Source organism: Lelliottia sp. JS-SCA-14 (assembly GCF_035593345.1).
GTDB classification, from domain to species: Bacteria; Pseudomonadota; Gammaproteobacteria; order Enterobacterales; family Enterobacteriaceae; genus Enterobacter; species Enterobacter wanjuensis.
Map to the genome: position 1 here is coordinate 4,021,523 of NZ_CP141606.1, position 18,981 is coordinate 4,040,503.

General features: G+C 57.9%; 15 protein-coding genes and 1 pseudogene. 9 read left to right on the forward strand and 7 right to left on the reverse strand.

Annotated features, from left to right (window positions below; all coding sequences use genetic code 11):
* Positions 1-59: 59 nt before the first annotated feature.
* The 8 genes and pseudogenes from U9O48_RS18730 (at position 60) to U9O48_RS18765 (ending at position 8,832) form a co-directional block, all read left to right on the forward strand.
* Positions 60-959, forward strand: coding sequence for a 2-dehydro-3-deoxygalactonokinase (locus tag U9O48_RS18730; RefSeq protein ID WP_285148319.1), 900 nt, complete (start codon positions 60-62; stop codon positions 957-959).
* Positions 959-1,606, forward strand: coding sequence for a 2-dehydro-3-deoxy-6-phosphogalactonate aldolase (locus U9O48_RS18735; protein WP_324722975.1), 648 nt, complete (start codon positions 959-961; stop codon positions 1,604-1,606). The genes U9O48_RS18730 and U9O48_RS18735 overlap by 1 nt, the downstream gene beginning before the upstream one ends.
* 5 nt (positions 1,607-1,611) lie before the next feature.
* Positions 1,612-2,481, forward strand: coding sequence for an SMP-30/gluconolactonase/LRE family protein (locus U9O48_RS18740; RefSeq protein ID WP_285148317.1), 870 nt, complete (start codon positions 1,612-1,614; stop codon positions 2,479-2,481).
* Positions 2,482-2,496: 15 nt separating this feature from the next.
* Positions 2,497-3,936 (forward strand): annotated as a pseudogene (locus tag U9O48_RS18745) (sugar porter family MFS transporter); the annotation flags it as partial.
* Positions 3,937-3,988: 52 nt separating this feature from the next.
* The gene (locus U9O48_RS18750; RefSeq protein ID WP_324722976.1) at positions 3,989-5,377 is read left to right on the forward strand and encodes an MFS transporter; all 1,389 of its coding nucleotides are present in this window, start codon (positions 3,989-3,991) and stop codon (positions 5,375-5,377) included.
* 20 nt (positions 5,378-5,397) lie between these two features.
* Positions 5,398-7,104 carry a dihydroxy-acid dehydratase gene (ilvD, locus tag U9O48_RS18755; protein ID WP_282494348.1) on the forward strand — a complete coding sequence of 569 codons (1,707 nt, stop codon included), beginning with the start codon at positions 5,398-5,400 and terminating at the stop codon, positions 7,102-7,104.
* Positions 7,104-8,006 (forward strand): dihydrodipicolinate synthase family protein, encoded by a 903-nt coding sequence (locus tag U9O48_RS18760; RefSeq protein WP_324722977.1) that lies wholly within the window; start codon positions 7,104-7,106, stop codon positions 8,004-8,006. The genes ilvD and U9O48_RS18760 overlap by 1 nt, the downstream gene beginning before the upstream one ends.
* 43 nt (positions 8,007-8,049) lie before the next feature.
* On the forward strand, positions 8,050-8,832 hold the full coding sequence (locus tag U9O48_RS18765; protein WP_285143942.1) for an SDR family NAD(P)-dependent oxidoreductase: 783 nt from the start codon (positions 8,050-8,052) through the stop codon (positions 8,830-8,832).
* 9 nt (positions 8,833-8,841) lie between these two features.
* On the opposite strand, the gene U9O48_RS18770 is transcribed toward U9O48_RS18765, so the two are convergent.
* A complete protein-coding gene (locus U9O48_RS18770; RefSeq protein ID WP_285143943.1) occupies positions 8,842-9,681 on the reverse strand; it encodes an alpha/beta fold hydrolase in 840 nt (279 codons plus the stop codon).
* 190 nt (positions 9,682-9,871) lie between these two features.
* On the opposite strand from U9O48_RS18770, the gene U9O48_RS18775 reads away from it, so the two are divergent.
* The gene (locus U9O48_RS18775) at positions 9,872-12,703 is read left to right on the forward strand and encodes an autotransporter outer membrane beta-barrel domain-containing protein (protein ID WP_324722978.1); all 2,832 of its coding nucleotides are present in this window, start codon (positions 9,872-9,874) and stop codon (positions 12,701-12,703) included.
* 706 nt (positions 12,704-13,409) lie between these two features.
* On the opposite strand, the gene U9O48_RS18780 is transcribed toward U9O48_RS18775, so the two are convergent.
* The 6 genes from U9O48_RS18780 to U9O48_RS18805 form a co-directional block, all read right to left on the reverse strand.
* Positions 13,410-14,042 carry a DUF1109 domain-containing protein gene (locus U9O48_RS18780; RefSeq protein WP_324722979.1) on the reverse strand — a complete coding sequence of 211 codons (633 nt, stop codon included), beginning with the start codon at positions 14,040-14,042 and terminating at the stop codon, positions 13,410-13,412.
* Positions 14,029-14,589 carry a sigma-70 family RNA polymerase sigma factor gene (locus U9O48_RS18785; RefSeq protein ID WP_324722980.1) on the reverse strand — a complete coding sequence of 187 codons (561 nt, stop codon included), beginning with the start codon at positions 14,587-14,589 and terminating at the stop codon, positions 14,029-14,031. Before U9O48_RS18785 ends, U9O48_RS18780 begins: the two co-directional genes overlap by 14 nt.
* Positions 14,590-14,609: 20 nt before the next feature.
* The gene (locus U9O48_RS18790; protein WP_324722981.1) at positions 14,610-15,842 is read right to left on the reverse strand and encodes a protein-disulfide reductase DsbD family protein; all 1,233 of its coding nucleotides are present in this window, start codon (positions 15,840-15,842) and stop codon (positions 14,610-14,612) included.
* Positions 15,843-15,873: 31 nt separating this feature from the next.
* On the reverse strand, positions 15,874-16,425 hold the full coding sequence (locus U9O48_RS18795; protein ID WP_390888254.1) for a peroxiredoxin: 552 nt from the start codon (positions 16,423-16,425) through the stop codon (positions 15,874-15,876).
* A 168-nt stretch (positions 16,426-16,593) separates the two neighbouring features.
* On the reverse strand, positions 16,594-16,938 hold the full coding sequence (locus tag U9O48_RS18800) for a phage holin family protein (protein WP_285143949.1): 345 nt from the start codon (positions 16,936-16,938) through the stop codon (positions 16,594-16,596).
* Positions 16,939-17,128: 190 nt separating this feature from the next.
* Complete coding sequence (locus U9O48_RS18805) at positions 17,129-18,898, reverse strand: glycoside hydrolase family 19 protein (RefSeq protein WP_324722982.1); 1,770 nt, start codon at positions 18,896-18,898, stop codon at positions 17,129-17,131.
* Positions 18,899-18,981: the final 83 nt, after the last annotated feature.

The window sequence follows — 18,981 nt, forward strand, 5'->3', positions numbered from 1 at the left end:
GGGGATTTTTTGCTCTAGCATTCTTGTATTACAAGATTGCATAGGTTGTATTACCTGATATGAGCAGATACTGGATTGCCATCGACTGGGGCACCACCAACTTCCGCGCGTTCCTGATGAACCAGGCGCAGCGGATAGATCAGATTAACCACCCTTGCGGGTTGTTATCGGTGGAAAACGCGCAGTTTGGCCCCACGCTTTACGCCATGCTCCAGCCGTGGCTTGAGCAATATGGAAAATTACCTGTCGTGATGGCAGGCATGGTGGGATCGCAGCAGGGCTGGCATGAAGTTCCGTATGCGCCGCAACCCTGCGGAGCCCGCGATCTGCTCGCACGCACTCACGCCTTCACCACATCCTGGGGCAGTCCGGCGTGGATCATTCCCGGCGTCAGCGGCACCAGCCATTTCGGTCAGCCGGACGTGATGCGCGGCGAAGAAGTGCAGCTTCTCGGTCTGTGCCAGTTACACCCCGCGACTCACCATTTTGCCCTGCTGCCCGGCACGCACAGCAAACATGCTCAGCTCGTTGAGGGAAAAATATCTGTCTTCTCAACGTTTATGACCGGCGAGATCTTCTCCCTTATGAGCCAGCGCTCTCTCCTCGGCAAAGATTTGCCAGAGCAGCAGGAAGACAACGCCGCATACCTGCTCGGTGTTCAAACTGCCCTTCGCGGCGCGCCCTTCACGCATCTTATTTTCTCTGCCCGCACGCGCCGTCTGGCAGGGGAAATCGCGACATCGCATGTCCACAGCTATCTCTCCGGTCTGACGATTGGTCACGAACTGCTGGCGATACCGGCCGGACAGCAGGCATGGGTTGTCGGCAGCCCTGCGCTCACCGCGCGTTATCAGCTGGCCGCCTCACTGATGGATCTGCAACTCACGCCGGTCAACGGTGACGACTGCTTTATCCGTGGCCTGAGCCACCTCTTCTCCCTGATTCAAGGAATCGCATAATGGATCCGAAGACGTTTTCGACCCGCTGGAAACAGGAGCCGCTGCCGCTGGTCGCCATCCTGCGCGGTATCACACCGGCACAGGCCTGCGAGGCAGCAGACATTTTACTGAGCTGCGGTTTTCACTGGCTGGAAGTCCCGCTGAATAGCCCTGAGCCGCTTGAATCTATCCGGCTGATGCGCAAAACCGTCGGCAGTGAGGGTTTTGTCGGCGCGGGTACGGTCCTCACCGTTGAGCAGGTCGATCAGGTTGCCGACTGCGGTGGTCAGCTGATCATCTCGCCAAATTGCGATCCCGAGGTCATTCGCCACTCGGTGAAACGCGGGTTGATCAGCATGCCGGGCGTGATGACACCGAGCGAGGCGTTTAGCGCTATCGCCAGCGGCGCCAGTGCGCTAAAACTGTTCCCCGCGGAACACGTCACCCCAGCGATCACCAAAGCCTTCCGCGCCGTGGTGCCTCATGACGTGGCCTGTCTGCCGGTGGGCGGTATTCAGCCGGATGCCGCACAGATGCGCAGCTATATCCAGGCTGGCGCGAACGGTTTTGGTCTCGGCGGCGGGCTGTATCAGGCCGGTATGAGTATGAATTTACTGCGTGAGCGCGCCCAGGCTTATCAGAAAGCCTGGCGTGAGTGCGCGGAGTAATCCCCATGAAACGCGTCGTCACCGGTCCTCTCAAAACCATCGGCCATTATCGCGCGCAGCTTGGTGAAACTCCGGTCTGGTGCGCCCGCAGCCAGTCGCTGCTGTGGGTGGATATCCTTGCTCAGCGTCTGCTGCGCTACTGGCCGGGAGAGAATGCAAGAACCCAGATCCACGCCATGCCGCCTTTTACCAGCGCGGTGCTGCTGACGACGCAGGAAGAGACATTTTTGACCGTCAGCCAGAGCGGAATCGCGTTGTACGACTACGCCCAGTCGCGCTTCGCCCCACTCTGCGATTACCCGGCTGACGCCATAGGTACGCGCCCAAACGAAGCCGCCATTGCCCCGGACGGGGCGCTGTGGTTCAGCACCATGGACCCAAAGGCCGAAAAGGCCATCGGCAGCTGGTATCGCTTTGCTTCTGGCGATAACGCCCCGCAGCGTCTGCTCGGCGACCAGCTGGTGCCGAACACCCTGCAGTGGCATGGCGACAAAATCTGGTTCGCCGACTCCCTGCTGCACCGTTTTTACTGCGCGCAGATGTCCCGGTCAGAAATTTTGGAACTGATGGCACACAGCGTGGACGGCATTCCGGACGGGTCTGCGCTTACCGCAACGGGTCAGCTGATCAACGCCCGCTGGGGACAGTCGCGCCTGGTGCGGTATCAACTCTGTGAGACGAACCTTGAGGAGCTGGACAGCCTGGCGCTCCCCGTCATGCAGCCGAGCAGCTGTACCTTCGGCGGTCCGGACCTTAATGAGCTGTACATCACCTCAGCCCGCGACGGGCTTGAGCGACCGAATGAAACGGAGGGTGCGCTGTTAAGCATCTCCACCACGTTAACCGGGCTGCCAGCCGGTCTTTTTCAGCTTTAAAAAAACGAAAACAATCAAGGTGTCATTATGAACACAGCATTGAACCCTACAAAAACTAACCGGCAAACGCTGCTTGTTTGCTTTCTTGCCGCCCTCGCTGGCCTGCTGTTTGGCCTCGATATGGGGGTGATTGCCGGGGCTTTACCCTTTATTGCCAATGAATTTGGCCTCAGCAGCCATCACCAGGAAATTGTGGTCAGCGTGATGATGTTCGGTGCCGCACTCGGCGCCCTGTGCAGCGGGCCGATGTCCTCCAGCCTTGGCCGCCGTAAAAGCCTGCTGCTCGGTGCCATTCTCTTCGTGATCGGCTCCGTGGGCTGCGCCTTTGCAGACAGCATGGCGGTGCTCTCCGTGTTCCGCTTTGTGCTCGGTCTGGCGGTGGGCGTGGCGTCCTTTACGGCTCCACTTTACCTGTCTGAAATCGCGCCGGAACGTATTCGCGGCAGCATGATTTCCCTCTATCAGCTGATGATCACCATCGGCATTCTCGCCGCCTTCCTGTCCGACACCGCCCTGAGCGCTGGCGGCCACTGGCGCTGGATGCTCGGGGTGATCACCTTCCCGGCCATCGTGCTGTTCCTCGGGGTGCTCACCCTGCCGGAAAGCCCGCGCTGGCTGGCGATGAAAGATCGCCACGCTCTGGCAGGTAAAGTGCTGAAGCTGCTGCGTAACTCCGATAAAGAAGCCCAGTACGAGCTGGATCAGATCCGTGAAAGCGTGAAGATGAAACAGCGCGGCTGGCAGCTGTTCCGCCACAACCCGCACTTCCGCCGCTCCACCTACATGGGCGTGCTGCTGCAGTTTATGCAGCAGTTCACCGGCATGACGGTGATCATGTACTACGCGCCAAAAATCTTCGAAATCGCCGGTTTCTCCACCACCCGCGAGCAGATGTGGGGCACGGTGATCGCCGGTCTGACTAACGTGCTGGCAACCTTTATCGCCATCGGTCTGGTCGACAGATGGGGACGTAAGCCGATCCTCAAGCTGGGCTTCGCCGGGATGGCGGTGTGCATGGGCATTCTCGGCTACATGTTCCACAGCGGCATCACCAATCCGACCGAGCAGTACACCGCCGTGATCGTGCTGCTGATCTTTATTACCGGTTTTGCGATGAGCGCGGGCCCGCTGATCTGGGTGCTGTGCTCGGAGATCCAGCCGCTGGCAGGACGCGATTTTGGCGTCACCTGCTCCACGATGGCCAACTGGATCGCCAACATGATCATCGGCGCAACCTTCCTGACGCTGATCGACACCATCGGCAGCCCAAACACCTTCTGGCTGTACGGCGTGCTGAACGTGGCGTGCATCGTGCTGACCATCCTGTTTGTGCCTGAAACCAAAAATATTTCGCTGGAAAACATCGAGCGCAACCTGATGAACGGCGAAGCGCTGCGCAATATCGGACAGACAAAACACCACGCCCCGGCTGGCCAGAGTATCACGGCCAAATAAAAACGCAGGCGGCCTGCCACGTCGCAAGGCCGCCGCATCCTGGAGAGTCGTCATGAACAAGAGTCTTACAAAAGAGTCGTCAGGAAAGGCCGTCGAATCGCAGGTTTACGCGAAGATCACGCGCCGTCTGATCCCCTTTTTGATCCTCTGCTATTTCTTCGCCTACCTGGATCGCGTCAACGTCGGGTTCGCCAAGCTGCATATGCAGGATGCGCTGAACTTCAGCGACACGGTCTACGGCCTGGGCGCGGGCATTTTCTTCATCGGCTACTTCCTGTTTGAGATGCCGAGCAACCTGCTCATGCAGCGCTTCGGGCCACGGTTCTGGATCGCCCGCATCATGGCGACCTGGGCGGTGCTGTCGGCGGCGATGATTTTCATCACCACCCCCACGCAGTTTTACGTGGTGCGCTTTTTACTCGGCGTGGCGGAAGCGGGCTTTTTCCCTGGCATCGTGTTTTATCTCACCCTGTGGTTCCCGTCCTGGCGCTCCGCCCGCACCCTCGGGCTGTTTATTCTGGTGACGCCGCTCTCGACCATTATCGGCAGCCCGCTTTCCGGCCTGATCCTCAAACTGTTCGAAGGCGTCGACGGGCTGCATAACTGGCAGTGGCTATTCCTGGTCGAAGCGATTCCATCATTCCTGCTGGCCTTCGTGGTGCTGCGCTATCTGGATAACGACGTGAAGTCCGCCAGATGGCTGACCGACGCGGAAAAACAGGTGGTGGTGGACGATCTGGCGAAAGATGCCGCCAACCGCGAACGCGCTAACCAGGGCAAGGTCGACAGCACCCTGAGAGGGATGCTCAGCAACGGCTACGTCTGGCTGCTGGCGCTGGTCTTTTTCAGCTTCAACATTGGCTATTACGGGATCAACTTCTGGCTGCCGTCGATCATCAAAAGCTCCGGCGTGAGCGATGATTTCCACATCGGCCTGCTCGCCGCCCTGCCGTACGTCTTCGGCGCGTGCTTTATGGTGTGGAACAGCCGTCACTCGGATCTGAAACAGGAGCGCCGCTGGCACATTGCCATTCCGGCGATGATTGGCTGCGTCGGCCTTGCGCTCAGCGCGTATTGCAGCGGATCGACCTTCTGGATGATGGCGTGGATCTGCCTGGCGATGTCCGGCACCCTGGCGTTAATCCCCACTTACATTAGCCTGCCCGGCGCGCTGCTTTCCGGCACCGCCGCAGCGGCAGGTATCGCCTTCGTCAACTCCGTGGGCAACCTCGCCGGTTTCTTCGGCCCGACGGTGCTGGGCTGGCTGAAAGATGCCACCGGGCGCACCGACACCGGTTTGTACATTCTTGCCGGATTCCTGTTGCTGTGCGCTCCGCTGATCCTGACGCTGCCCGCCCGTCTGGCAAACCCGAAAAAAGTGATCCCTGAACCCGAACAGAGCGATGTGCAGTCTGAATCTGCGCATCACATCAGTCGTTAACGTAGAAAGAGATAAAGCATATGAGTGGATGTGGAGGATGTGCCAGCTGTGGCACGCATTTCAACCCAATCCTTGAAGGTGATGACGGCGCGCTGAAACGTGCGCTGTACAAATCGATGGGCCATACGGACGAACAACTGCGCCGCCCGGTGATTGCCGTGGTGAACAGCTATACCAATGCCACGGCGGGCCACGCCAATCTGAATGAACTGACGGCGAAAGTGCTGGAAGGCATTGAAGAGGCGGGCGGCGTCGGCATGGTGTTCGGCACCATCGCCCCGTGCGACGGCATCGCCGAGGGCCACCTCGGTATGCGCTATATTCTCGCCGCGCGCGAGGTGATTACCGCCTCCATCGAAGTGATGATGCGCGCCCACCGCTTCGATGGGATGGTGCTTCTCGGCTCGTGCGACAAAATTGTCCCGGCGATGCTGATGGCCGCCGCCCGACTCGATATCCCGGCCATTATGGTCAACGGCGGCCCGATGTACCCCGCGGAATACAAAGGCAAACACTGGGACGGCAACATCGTCACCGAAGCCATTGGCTGGAAAAAACGCGGTGAAATCAGCGAAGAAGAGTTCGCCCATATCGAGAACATCGCCGAGCCTGGCCCAGGCTCCTGCACCATGTACGGCACGGCGAATACCATGTGTTGCATCGGCGAAGTGCTCGGCATGAGCCTGCCGGGCAGCAGCACGCTGCCTGCGGTGTCTCAGGAGCGCCGCGACTGCGCAACCGAGACGGGCCGCCAGGCGGTGAAACTGGTGCAGAACGGCGTCAACGCTCGCCAAATTATCACCCCGGAATCGATCCGCAACGCGATGGTTTACCTGCTGGCGACCGGCGGTTCCACCAATGCCATTCTCCATCTGCAGGCGATCCATTACGAAGCCGAACTCGGCCATCTGCCGCTCTCCGCCTTCGACGAAATGAGCCACCACGTGCCGCTGGTCGCCTCGCTCTATCCGGCTTCGGAACACGACATGATCGACTTCTGGGAAGCGGGCGGCGTGCAGGCGGTGGAGAAAGAGATCAGCTCCCTGATGGATCTCAACGCCCTGACGGTGGCCGGGAAAACCAAAGGCGAACTGCTGGCGCAGGCCAAACGCAGCAGCCGTCCGGAGGTTGTCCACACCCTGGCGATCCCGGTACGTAACGAGGCGGGCGTGGCGGTGCTGCACGGCAACCTGTCGCCACTTGGCTGCGTGGTGAAACCGGCGGCGGTACCGGAAAACCTGATGGTGTTCCGCGGCCCGGCGGTGGTGTTCAACAGCGAACAGGAGTCCGTCGAAGCCATTATGTCCGGGGAAATTCAACCTGGCAGCGTGCTGGTGCTGCGCTACGAAGGGCCGAAAGGCGGGCCAGGCATGCCGGAAATGTACAAGCCGATGAAATCCCTCGAAGGCATGGGGCTGTCGGACAGCTGCGCGCTGATCACCGACGGACGTTTCTCCGGCTCCAACCGCGGCCTGTTTGTCGGCCATATTTCACCGGAAGCGGTGGATGGCGGCGAGCTGGGCCTGGTGGAAAACGGCGACGAGATCTCGATTGATATCCCGACCCGCACCCTGACGCTGCACGTGGCAGAAGAGGTACTCGCCACCCGCCGCGAAAGCTGGAAGCCGGTCAACAAAGAGGTGCCGCGCGGCTTCCTGCGCCTCTATCGCCGCTGGGCGTTGCCTGCTGCGCAAGGCGCTGTGCTGGCAGACCGGGAGGACGACTGATGACTCACTACACCGCGCAGCACATTGCTGGCGTTAACCCAATTGTCGCCATGCCCTTCACCGCCCACGGTGACGTGGATGAGAAAAGCATGGTCCGCCTGCTGGAGCACCTCGCCACCAGCGGCGCGCAGGGCACCACGCTGTTTGGCATCGCCAGCGAATTTCCTAAGCTCAACGATCACGAACGGGACCGTCTGGCGCAGCTGTTTGTCTCCACGCTCGACGGGAGCCCGCTCTATCGGGCGATGTCGGTCACGGACCACAGCACGGAACAGGCGGTAAAACGCGCTCGTGACTACGCGAAACTCGGCGTCGATGCCCTGATGCTGCTCCCGCCGTTCTTCCTGAGCCCGAGCCCGCAGGCAATTCAGGAACATATTTTTGCCGTCCTCGAAGCGGTAGATATTCCGGTGATGGTCCAGTACGCCCCGGGCGAAACCGGCCTGCCGATCACCCCTGAGCAGATGGCGGCGATCGCGGCCCGCTATCCCCATGCGGTGTTTAAAATCGAGTGCAATCCGCCGGTCGACTACACCCGCGAGTTTCTGGCGAAAGCCCCGCAGGCCAGCGTGCTGAACGGTTATGCCGGGCTGTACATGCTGCAAATGCTGGCTGCAGGCGGCAAAGGCGTGATGCCGGGCTGCTCGTTCACGGAAGTCTATGTGCGTATCTATCGCCACTGGCTGAACGACGAAATTCAGCAGGCCGAAGCGCTGCACCAGAGCCTGCAGCCGTACATCCAGCGCTGGATGAGCCACTGCGAATACATCATCCAGGTGGAAAAAACCATCCTCATGCGCCGGGGCATTATTGCCAGCGATTACTGTCGTCGTCCGGGATGGAAACTCACGCCGGAAGACGAGCAGCTCATTCACCAGTTTATTCACCAATTCCAGCTATGATCATAGGGCTGCGGCCAGCCCGCAGCCTGCAATGAGGTTCAACATGACCACGAAAACAACACCCCGTATTGTCATTGTCACCGGCACCAGCCAGGGTATCGGCCAGGCCATTGCGCAGACCTTTTTAGATAACGGCGATATTGTTATTGGCTGCGCCTTCTCCGCTCTGGAAAAAGCACCCGCCGCGCAGCAAATGCTGAGCGACTATCCGGATCGCTATTTCTATTTTTCCGTGGATGTCACCTGCACGGAGGCTATCCAGCAGTTTGTCGACAGCGCAGAAAAACTGTTCGGCAGAATCGATGTTGTGGTGTCGAATGCGGGGAAAAATGTCTTCAAAGGCATCGACTGCGAAGAGAGCGACTGGGAGCATAACTTCAGTCTGAATTTGCGCTCGCACTGGTATCTGGCGAAATGCGCCCGCCCGGCGCTGCGCAAAAGCCAGGGGACGATCATTATCATCACCTCAAACCATGCGTTTTCGACCATGCCGGGCTGCGCGCCGTATAACATCAGCAAACGCGCCCTGCTTTCCCTGGTGCAGAGCCTGACGATTGAATGGGGCCCGGAGATCCGCACCGTCGGCATCGCCCCCGGCTTTATTGATACTCTCGGCAACCAGGCGTGGTTTGATTCCCACCCCGACGCGCAAATCGCCCGCGACCGCACCATCAAAAAACACCCCGTTGGGCGCATCGGTCGCCCGGATGAAGTCGGCGAATTATGCCTGTTCCTCGCCAGCGATAAGGCGGGCTTTATTGCGGGGACCACTATCGTGATGGACGGTGGCCGCAGCGCCATAATGCAGGATGAAGAAGATCTTTAAGCTGTTCTGCTAACAGGCTGGCACGCCCTGTGCCAGCCATTGCGGCCAGATAGCGGCCCAGTCAGAGCCATGGCTCATCCCGCTTATCACGGCCGTGCGAATACAGTTTCCGCCAACCGCCTGTACAAAACGGCGGGCGACGTCCGGGGGAACGGTTTTGTCGGCCTCGCCGCTGAGATGAAGCTGCGGGATATGACGCAGCGCCTGAGCGCGATCGATGGCATTGATCGCACCGGGCATGGCGCTCACCTGATGCAGCGCATTCACATAAGCGACATCCAGATTCCCCGCCACCGTGCGTAGCGAGCGCACATCCGTTCGCCTTTCCGCCAGCAGCGCCGCGATATTTCCGCCGCCCGAATATCCCGTTAAATCAAGCTGAACGCCTGGGTAGCGCGCCACAAACCGATCGAGCGCCTCGTTCATTGACTCCAGTACAACGGGTGAAAAACGATCCTCCGTCCACCAGCGAACGCTGCACTCAGCGGGCAACGGCGGCCCGGCAAACTGGCAGGGCCTGGCGAGATACAGCACGCTGGCTTGCGTATCGGCAGCGGCCAGCGTCAGGCCGACCGGGTTATGGGGCGTTGGATCGTCCGAAGGCCGCGTGCGGCTTTGCCAGGCAAACCCATCCCCTTCGATGTAGACGTGTAATGACCTGACCGGCGGGGTCATTCGACTCCAGCTGGCAATCAGAAAGTCATTCGTCTGCACATTCTCTCTGGTAAGACCTGCCTGTTGCGCAATTTGGCTCGCCGTATTGCGCGGTTGTACTGCAGCACAGCCTGTAAATAAAAAAGATAAGCTAATCAATAAGACTGCGAAGAATATATTCTCTTTAACCCACATATCCGTGAATCACTTAAGTAAAATTAAAAACAACACTATTTCTATGGGAAAATTCCACCCAGAAATAATTAAGCAAAGCTTATTGTTTTTTGCAACAAATTGTATATTCTGCGCCCGAACAATATCGGATTAATCCGAAGTTTATTTATCTGCAATTTTTACAACAATCGCAACTTTGTGACGGCACACCATGAGAAAAAAATACCTAAGCCAGCTGATCTCTTTGCTGGTGGCTTCAACGGCGGCGCAGGGGCTGCTGACGACACACTCTATCGCTTCATCGGACGTTATCATTGATGCACCAATAACTGAATTCAGCAACACCGGAATCATTGAAAACCTCGATCCCTTCCGTACGGGCAGCATTGTGACAGTCACCCCCACCGGGGTTGTGGATAGTTTTATTAACCACGGCACCATCCAGAATATGCCGAATAATATATTTCTCGGCTCGAACAATACTGGCGCAGTGGGGAATAACGGTCACATCCTTAATCTGTTCAATACCAGCACAGGAACAATCACGGGCTATCGCGGGATTAATAACGCGGGCACCATTGATTATTTAACCAATGATGGCGTTATTACCGCCGCCAATAATAATATGATGCCGATGCCGGGACAAAATGGGGCCATTTACAACCAGGGTCTCATTGGCACGCTGCACAATACCGGAACGCTTCAGACCGGCACCCTCAATTTTTTCGGCAGTGCAGGTGTTGTGAACTGGGGAACGATCAATTCTGTTATTAACGATGGTTTAATTAGCGGCAGCGCGGACGGTATTACCAACCACGGCAGCATCGGCACTATCGAAAATAACAGCCGCATCGCCGGGATTAATAATGGCATCAATGCTAATAGTTCAAGCGGAAATTCCATCGCAGAGATCGTTAACAACGGTGAAATCACCGGCGGTTTGTACGGAATTTATCTCACAAGCTACAGCGATCAAAATCCCACCACCCTGATTACTAACAACGGTACGCTGAGCGGGGGAAGCACCGCCCTGTATGTATTTACCTATACCAATTCCAGCGCGGACGTCACGCTCACCAACAGCGGGACGGTTAAGGGGGATATTTTCTCCCAAAGTTCAACGCCGTTAACCATTAATGGCGGCATACATACCACAGGGACGCTAACCGGTCAGAATGGCATTGGTCAGATCACCAGCCAGAGCTCAGAGGTGATTTTTGGTACGGGTTCCCTGCTGCTGAACGATAACGTGAATGCTGCGACGGTACAGAACAATGGCGCAGCGCTGCAGGTGAACGGCGACATTTCGATTGTCGGGGATTATAACCAGAAAGCCGCCGCTACGCTTATCTCTGGTATCTCCGATCTGGCCACGCAAGACGGGTTTTTAACCGCCGACACCGGATATGGCCGCCTGAACGTCATCGGCAACGCCACGATTGACGCGGGTTCCAGCGTTAATCTACTGCGCACCGGTGCTACCTATCAGTTCGCTGAAGGCCAGCGTTATGTGGTGATCACTGCCACAGGCTCGGGGACGGAGTACAACGCGGATAAGCTTAACTATCAGGCGATTGGCTATCACGGCGCGGTGAATGGCTCAGTCTACGAGGACGGCGCGAATAGGGCGCTGGTGTTAACCGTCGGCGCGGAGCCAGTGGTGGTTCCACCGGTTGTGACGCCTCCGGTTGTCACGCCGCCAGTGGTGACTCCACCTGTGGTAACGCCTCCGGTTGTGACACCGCCTGTTGTCACTCCACCTGTGGTAACGCCTCCGGTCGTGACACCGCCTGTTGTCACTCCACCTGTGGTGACGCCTCCGGTTGTGACACCGCCTGTTGTCACTCCACCTGTGGTGACGCCTCCGGTTGTGACACCGCCGACTCAGCCAACGCCGAAACCTGGGCTGGCGACCATCCCAGGCGCCACCGCGGCACTGGGCGGTCTGGCGAGCTACACCGGTATCTCTTCTCCACAGCTGCTGGATCTGTACAACGCCTCACTGGCGATCAAAGGCAAAGACGAAGCCAACCGCGCGGGCGAGAAACTCTCTCCGGGTCAGAATCTCAACACCAGCTCAGCGGCTGCGGTAGCCACCTCCACCGCACAGGCTGTGGTCGGGGCGCACATTGATGCGGTGCGCAATCCGCACACCTCCGGCACCAGCGGCGTGGCGACCGGGGATGACTACGCCAGCAACTGGATCGTCTGGGGCCAGCCGTTTGGCGGCTATGCGCGTCAGGACAGCACGGCTGAAATCAGCGGCTATACGGCGAAATTTGGCGGACTGATCATGGGCGCTGACCGCTCGCTCGGCGACGACTGGCGTCTGGGCGCTGCCGTGAACTACAGCAACACCTCCGTTCACGGAAAAGGCAACCTGAGCGGTAACACCTCCACCGCAGATAACTACGGCATCATCGGTTACGCCGGTTACACGGGCTCGCCATGGTATCTGAACCTCTCAGCGGGTGTGAACCGCCAGAACTACAGCTCCGTTCGCCGCGCGGACTTCACCGGATTCTCCGGCGCTGCCCAGGGCAAGTTCAACGGTCAATCTGTCACCCTGCAAACGGAGTTCGGCTATCCGATCAAACTGCCAGCCGACGTGGTGATCACGCCGCTCGCCAGCCTGACCTATGGTTATCAACACGTTGATGACTATAGGGAAACCGGCGGCAACGGCATGGCGCTCGACGTGAGCAGCACGCATTCCCAGTCGGTCGTGAGCGACATCGGAGCCCGCGTCGAGAGAACCTTTGCGACGGGTCTCGGTAACCTGACGCCTTTCGCGCAGGTCTCCTGGATCCATCAGTACGATAACCGCCAGGTGAGCAGCCATGCGACCTATGCCGCCGACGCCGTGGGTGAAACCAGCTTTATCACCAAAGGCGCGTCGCCAGTGGAGGATATGGCGGGCGTTGCAGTCGGCAGCACGCTGTACGACGCGAACGACCTGAGCCTGGACGCGCGCTACGATCTGCAGGCGGGCGATCGCTATCAGGCGCACACCTTCAGCCTGCGACTGCGGAAGATGTTCTGATTGATGTGAGGGCTGCTGATCGCTGGACGCGTTCAAAAGCCCTTTGTAAAAGCAGTGGAATCGTTCCGTTCACTTTGGTTTCTCTGCTTCCTGTCCATTTCTCTGCGGTGAACGTGTTAAGGGGGCCGCCGCCCCCTTAACAATCCCGGCTCCCGGCAAAGAAAATCGCCGCTTCGCGGTGCCTTCAGCTTATTCCTTCCAGCTGACGGGGACGGGCGCAGGTAACATCCCTGTAAGTCGCGCCCTCGACGCACATCCCTGTGCGTCGCCCCTACCTCCAGTCAACGCCTCAGCGATTTTCAGCCGGACTCCCGCTCCCTCAACCTTCACAGCTGTCTGAATGTGGCACCGGTGTGGGTCCCCGCAGAAATCGGCGAACCGGAGGCCGGATGACAAGGGCTGGACGCCATGGATGGCGGCCAGAGGCGAAACGAGACAGGACAAAATTGCCAGGAGCAATTTTGAACAGCGCTTGCGCTGGCCCCGAAGGGGCGAGTCCCATGGATGGGACGAGTAATCACGAGTCGAGCCGACCGCAGGCAGCAGGCCGGGAGGTGAGCGCAGTGCGAAGCACCGATTTCATGGCGGGGCGCGGGGATTGACAAGGGGGCCGCGTAGCCCCCTTGTCACGTTCACAGGTGATACAGGTTTAATATTCTGCTGAACATAAGGTGAACGGAACACCCTCTAATGCCAGATAGAATCATCAAGGCAGTGGGATCGCCACCCACTTCCACCCCAGACCCACCGTGGCGACCACAATGGTGAAGATCGCCGCCAGATGCAGCGCAAAATCCAGCGGATGCACTTCGACCGGATGACAGAACGACAGCAAAGTTAGCGCCATGCAGGCCACGCCCGCCCCGGCAGTGGCGAGACTTTGCAGAGGATGCAGACTGCGGGTGCGCCGCAAATAACCGATCGCCAGCAGCATCATCGGCGCGCTGACGGTCATCATAAAGACGTAGCAATTCACCTCATCCCGGTGATGCGTCAGGGATGTCTGCCCCAGATTCGCCAGCACGCAGCCCAGCCACAGAACCAGCAGCGGCATAAACCCTTTCCAGCTCAGCGGGCGACGACCCGGAATGCTGAGTAAAAACGCGTTACGGATCGCCAGAACGCCCATCACAAACGTCAGTCCCAGCTGAAGCAGGGCCAAAAACGCCCCGGACTGCGCCCAGTCCGTCGCCACGCGCTGTAACAGCAAACTGCTCAGCCACCCGCTCGGGAGCGCCATCAGCGTCCACGCCAGCGCACGCCAGCCATCGGGCCACGGGCGTTTGACGGGCAGCGCCTGCTGACTCAGTTTTTCAATTAACAGCTCATGATCGGTCATGGTTCGCTCCCATCCGGCGAAGAGAGGTGATGGCCCTGTGCAGCAGGGATTTCACCGCCGGGATCGTCAAATTATATCGGCTTGCGGCCTGCGCAAGGGTCATTTCCTGCAGGTGAATATGCTCCACGATTTCCCGCTGGCGCGCGGGCAGTCTGTCGAGGATCAGCGTCAGCTCCTCCTGAACGTCCTGATGTTCCGCACTCTCCGTGGCTGCAACGTCCACCAGCGCCGCTTCCGTATCCGTCTCGCGGCGCAATGTCCGCCCTCGATGGCGCAAGGCATCGACCGTGCGGGCCTGGGTAATCGCCATCAGCCATGGCAAAAAGGGACAGCCCGGATCGTAGGTATGGCGCACCCGATGCACCGTCAGCAGCACATCCTGGATGACATCCTCCACCAGCACCGGGTCGGAGATCTGGCGGCGCACGAGGGTGCGAATCGCCGGGACAATCGCCCGCAACAGCTGGGTATAGGCATGACGATCCCCGGCCTGCGCTTTGGTCATCAGCTCAGGCCAGGCCTCGCGCGGGGCAAACCCGTTATCCATATTCCGCCATGACGGTTACCTCATGCTTTTTTGTCAGCAGCCTGATTCAGGGCGTTGACCACAATCGACGGCGTCAGCACCTGCGGGAGCACTTTCGGCGCGCTTCCGTCCGCCGGATAGACCACGTACAGCGGCAATCCACCCTGCCCGAAGGCGTTCATCGCGTCATCAATATCGGCGTTAAATTTGGTGGAATCCGCCACCATATAGACCGCGCCGGTGCGCGCCATCGCCTCTTTCACCGCCTGCGTGGAGAGCGAGGTGCGATCGTTCACCTGACAGGTGATGCACCATGACGCGGTGAAGTTCACAAAGATGGCTTTGCCGTGACCGCGCATCGCTTCCACGCTCTGCGGCGACCACTTCACCGGCGCGATATTTTCCGCCACCAGGTTAGCGGGCTGTGCCGATCCGGTGTTGATTGCCTTAGGCAACGGCGCAATCGCCACGACAAAAAACGCCACCGTGAACGCCAGCAGCACTCGATAAGACTGCCCAAGATAGCGTCGGCGTTGGGCGATGCCATACAGCCAGGCGGCAAAGCTCACCACCACGGCGCTCGCCAGCATCACCGCCAGCGCCGTAGTCCCGGCCTGCTGCGCCAGGACCCATACCAGCCAGGCAAAAGCGCCCAGCATCGGGAAGGACAGTCCGCGTTTCAGCACGTCCATCCACGCGCCGGGGCGCGGCAGTCGACGAGCTATCGCCGGGAACAGCGAGACGAGGGTAAAGGGCGCAGCAAAACCGAGCGCCAGAGCAAAGAAAATCGCCAGCGAAACCGCAGGCGGCTGAACCAGCGCGTAGCCTACCGCCCCCGCCATAAACGGCGCGGAGCACGGCGTGGCAACGATAATGGCCAGCGCGCCCGTCAGGGCCGAACGGACAAACGCCCCGCGACCGACGGAGATCTCCCCGGCCCGCTGGAGCGACAGCCCGACTTCAAACACTCCGAGCAGGTTGAGCGCGGCCCCGAGAATAATCAGCGCCAGCACGGCGATCACCAGCGGAGACTGCAGCTGGAAGCCCCATCCGACAGCCGTTCCCCCGGCGCGCAATGCCAGCAGCAGCGCCGCCAGCGCCATCATGGTAAAGATGACGCCGAGCAGAAACCCGAATCCTTCAGTCCGTGCGCTGGCGGTGTCGCCCTGATGGCGCATGATCCCCAGCGCTTTCAGGGAGATCACCGGAAAGACGCAGGGCATGAAATTCAGGATCACGCCGCCCAGAAAGGCGGCAAAAATGGCGGTTAACATAGCGAACCTCGAAGGCGAAAGTCGGCGTTAATTACGAGTGCGATTTCGCATAAAGCTTGACGGCATCCATCGTTTTCTGGATGTGCGCATCCGGGTTGCGGTCCGTGTAGCTGAGCAGGATTTTGCCGTCCGGCGCAATCACAAACGAGGTGCGATCCGAGAGCGTTTTGCCGTTCACTTTCATCAGGGTTTCATATTCGGTCGCCACTTTGGCACCGGGATCGGCAGCCACGGCGAACTTATCGCGGCACTCGAGTTTCGAAAACTCATCCACCTGATCGACATTCCCGGCGGTCACCCCCACCACCGTCGCGCCCAGTTTTTTGAAATCATCCGTCGCTTCCGCAAACGCGTGGGCCTCCAGCGTGCAGCCTTTGGTAAACGCCGCCGGGAAGAAATAGAGCACCACCGGCCCTTTTTGCAGCGCCTGCTGCAACGTAAAGGTCAGCGGTTTACCGCCCAGCGCGCCCTGCAGGGTAAAGTCTGGCGCTTTGGCTCCGGCTTCCAGCGCGGCCTGGGTGTTCATGGAAAAGAGTGAAAGCGTCAGTACGGCGGCGGCGGACAAGGTTTTCAAAGTTTTCATGGTCAACTCCATCGGGGAAAAGTGGGCTATCTGAATAATAGTTCGTTAGCCCGCGAACAAAAGTTTCGCCCGCCCATAAAAAAACATCCGCAAGGGGGGACTTGCGGATGCAGGGCTGGCGCTTCAACGAGGAGATGCCTCCAGCTTACCAGGCTCGAATATTGAAGATCATTTAACAGGAGAACCCGTCGCTTTATCGGCAAACTCAGCAATTTTCTTACCCAGGATGGTAATGATCGGCCCAGAAAACACGCCCCCTAACCCGGCGATCATCAACACTTTGTCGTTCTGTCCATTATGTGCCAGCACCACCACGCTTAATATAAAACCGCTGAAGCATGACATCACGATTTGGCACAGAATGCCGGGAAAATCACTGAAAGCGATGCGGCCATGTTTTAGCATGATAAAACGAACCACACCTCCCCATGCAGCCATCGCAAAGATGGATAAAATAACGGCACGATCGACGTTAATAATATCCCTGAATGTTGTTGTTGCTACGCTAACCATAAAAGACACCTCCGAACAGATGAAATCAATATCGTGAATAAGAAAAGAGTACCGGAGCGAAAATAAAGTTAAAAACCACGTTTTCACACTTCTGTTGATGAGAACTATCCTGATGAAATACCAAAATAAACAGCGGAGAAAATCATCTCTTCTCCGCTGTTATCCCTGTGATGATGTTCATCGCTGATAATTATTTACAGGCTTTGATCTCTTTCCATTGTGACCACTCGCCAGTAAAGTCTGGATTGCCCGGCTCATTGTCCTGTGTCCAGTAGTTGGCGCGATATTGTTTTCCCTTCCAGTTCACCTCTTCGCCGCCGTAGTAGATTTTTCCTGCATCCCAGCTATCGGCACAGGTTTTACCGGTATCCGGTGCAGGTAATGGCTGAACCTGCGGAATAACCGTTAAGGTGTAAGTGGCGACATCGCTTTTCTTCCCATCAGAGACCGTCAGAGTGAAGGTGTACTGCTTTTTGACGGTAACGACAGGAGCGACAAACGAGAGGCTGTCGCGATCGGTGCCCTCAAGCGTGGTTCCGTTCGGGAGTAGCCATGTGTAGGAAAGCTTATCGCCATTAGCATCACTTGAACTTGCCGCATTCAGCGTAACGTTCGCCTGACCTTCCACCTCACCAATCGGACCGGTCAATACTGCAACGGGTGCAATGTTGGTGTCGCCCGGTGCCGGGGTCGGTGTTGGTGTCGGAGTGACCGGCTCTTCTTTACCAGATTCATCGACGATTTTGACGTTGAAGAAGTGCTGTACGCAGCGCTGATAGTCACCCTCTTTGAAGGCAGAGAATGGTGTCTGATAACCCACTAACTGACAGGAATAGGTCTGCCCGGTCGGTGTCGTGGAATCCCAGCCCCAGTCCTGTTCCCAGTATTGCGGCAACGCACCAGAACCGCCCTCGTCAAACTGCTTCATATTCTTACAGCCCAGCACTTCATCTGCTGCAACGGGCACTTTCAAATAGTCCGCTTCACTTTTGTAGTAAGAGATACGGTTTTCACCCTGAGCGATTTCAGTCGGACCACCGCACTCCACACCACCGTTGATGATCTGAATGGTGACGCCAAACCCTGGAACCAGGCCATTCTCTTTGTCGTGCGCGTTAGGTTTCCAGGTGCCGTCAATCACGTGCAGCATACTTGGCTTCGGTGCCTGAGGCGTGACATAGAAGAACACCGCGCTGGCGAGGTTCAGCCAGGTATCGGCCACCAGTTCAGGTTTGTCGAGCAGGGTTCTTACCGTGCCAAACATAGCATCCGAGAACGGGCCATAGTTGTAGTTGTAGGAGAGCTGCTTGGCACCTCGTCCAAAGTAGCTGACGAAATCCCCGTCTTTATCCTTGCCGCACGGCCAGGTTTGCCCCTGCCACACATCAGGATTACATTCGCCGTTATAACCCCCTTTTTGCCCCTCTTCCCAACCCATTTCGCGCAACCAGGCCAGACCCTGGCGCCACTCGGCTTCAGGACGCCAGCTTTCATGCCCACCGGTTTCCTGCGCAAAGTGCGCAAACATGGTCGCCAGCCCCTTACGGCAGATCGCATCAGAATCTCTGCCGTCACTGTATGTGCCGCACACGGCCGGGAATTTTCCGATGGCTTTCAGGAAGTTTTCGTAGCTGTACTCTGGGGCGCGCAGCGGGAAAATATAATCCCACTGATCGCGGCTAAGGATTTTTTCGACACGCTTTACGTTGGCCGGGTTTTCTGTACGCCCCGGGGCAATTTTTTCAACCGAGTCGTTGTCCAGCGTTCGAATCGAAGCTTTCACCTCCTGCATTAACGGGTTTTGCGTTAATGAAGCTTCTTTTTTATTTAAATCGCTTTGTTTAATAACATAGGGTTCAGAGGCAGAAGGTGCCTCCTCAGCCAGAGTTATAACCGGGAAAGCTAATAAACAGGGCAGCGCAAAAGAATAGCGTTTTAGCCGCGAGTGAATTCTACTCATAATAAGCACCTTAATATAATGTCCTACAGAAAGACAGATTCTTTAAAAGAACCTGAGTCAAAACACAGGAATCACTCCTGAAT

Bases quoted from the DNA above. Each gene is read 5' to 3' on its own strand.
- U9O48_RS18765 (WP_285143942.1), top strand. From the start codon at position 8,050: ATGACCACGAAAACAACACCCCGTATTGTCATTGTCACCGGCACCAGC.
- U9O48_RS18785 (WP_324722980.1), bottom strand. From the start codon at position 14,589: ATGGATAACGGGTTTGCCCCGCGCGAGGCCTGGCCTGAGCTGATGACC.
- U9O48_RS18795 (WP_390888254.1), bottom strand. From the start codon at position 16,425: ATGAAAACTTTGAAAACCTTGTCCGCCGCCGCCGTACTGACGCTTTCA.
- U9O48_RS18740 (WP_285148317.1), top strand. From the start codon at position 1,612: ATGAAACGCGTCGTCACCGGTCCTCTCAAAACCATCGGCCATTATCGC.
- U9O48_RS18780 (WP_324722979.1), bottom strand. From the start codon at position 14,042: ATGACCGATCATGAGCTGTTAATTGAAAAACTGAGTCAGCAGGCGCTG.
- U9O48_RS18760 (WP_324722977.1), top strand. From the start codon at position 7,104: ATGACTCACTACACCGCGCAGCACATTGCTGGCGTTAACCCAATTGTC.
- U9O48_RS18805 (WP_324722982.1), bottom strand. From the start codon at position 18,898: ATGAGTAGAATTCACTCGCGGCTAAAACGCTATTCTTTTGCGCTGCCC.
- U9O48_RS18800 (WP_285143949.1), bottom strand. From the start codon at position 16,938: ATGGTTAGCGTAGCAACAACAACATTCAGGGATATTATTAACGTCGAT.
- U9O48_RS18750 (WP_324722976.1), top strand. From the start codon at position 3,989: ATGAACAAGAGTCTTACAAAAGAGTCGTCAGGAAAGGCCGTCGAATCG.
- U9O48_RS18735 (WP_324722975.1), top strand. From the start codon at position 959: ATGGATCCGAAGACGTTTTCGACCCGCTGGAAACAGGAGCCGCTGCCG.
- U9O48_RS18790 (WP_324722981.1), bottom strand. From the start codon at position 15,842: ATGTTAACCGCCATTTTTGCCGCCTTTCTGGGCGGCGTGATCCTGAAT.
- U9O48_RS18770 (WP_285143943.1), bottom strand. From the start codon at position 9,681: ATGTGGGTTAAAGAGAATATATTCTTCGCAGTCTTATTGATTAGCTTA.
- U9O48_RS18775 (WP_324722978.1), top strand. From the start codon at position 9,872: ATGAGAAAAAAATACCTAAGCCAGCTGATCTCTTTGCTGGTGGCTTCA.
- ilvD (WP_282494348.1), top strand. From the start codon at position 5,398: ATGAGTGGATGTGGAGGATGTGCCAGCTGTGGCACGCATTTCAACCCA.
- U9O48_RS18730 (WP_285148319.1), top strand. From the start codon at position 60: ATGAGCAGATACTGGATTGCCATCGACTGGGGCACCACCAACTTCCGC.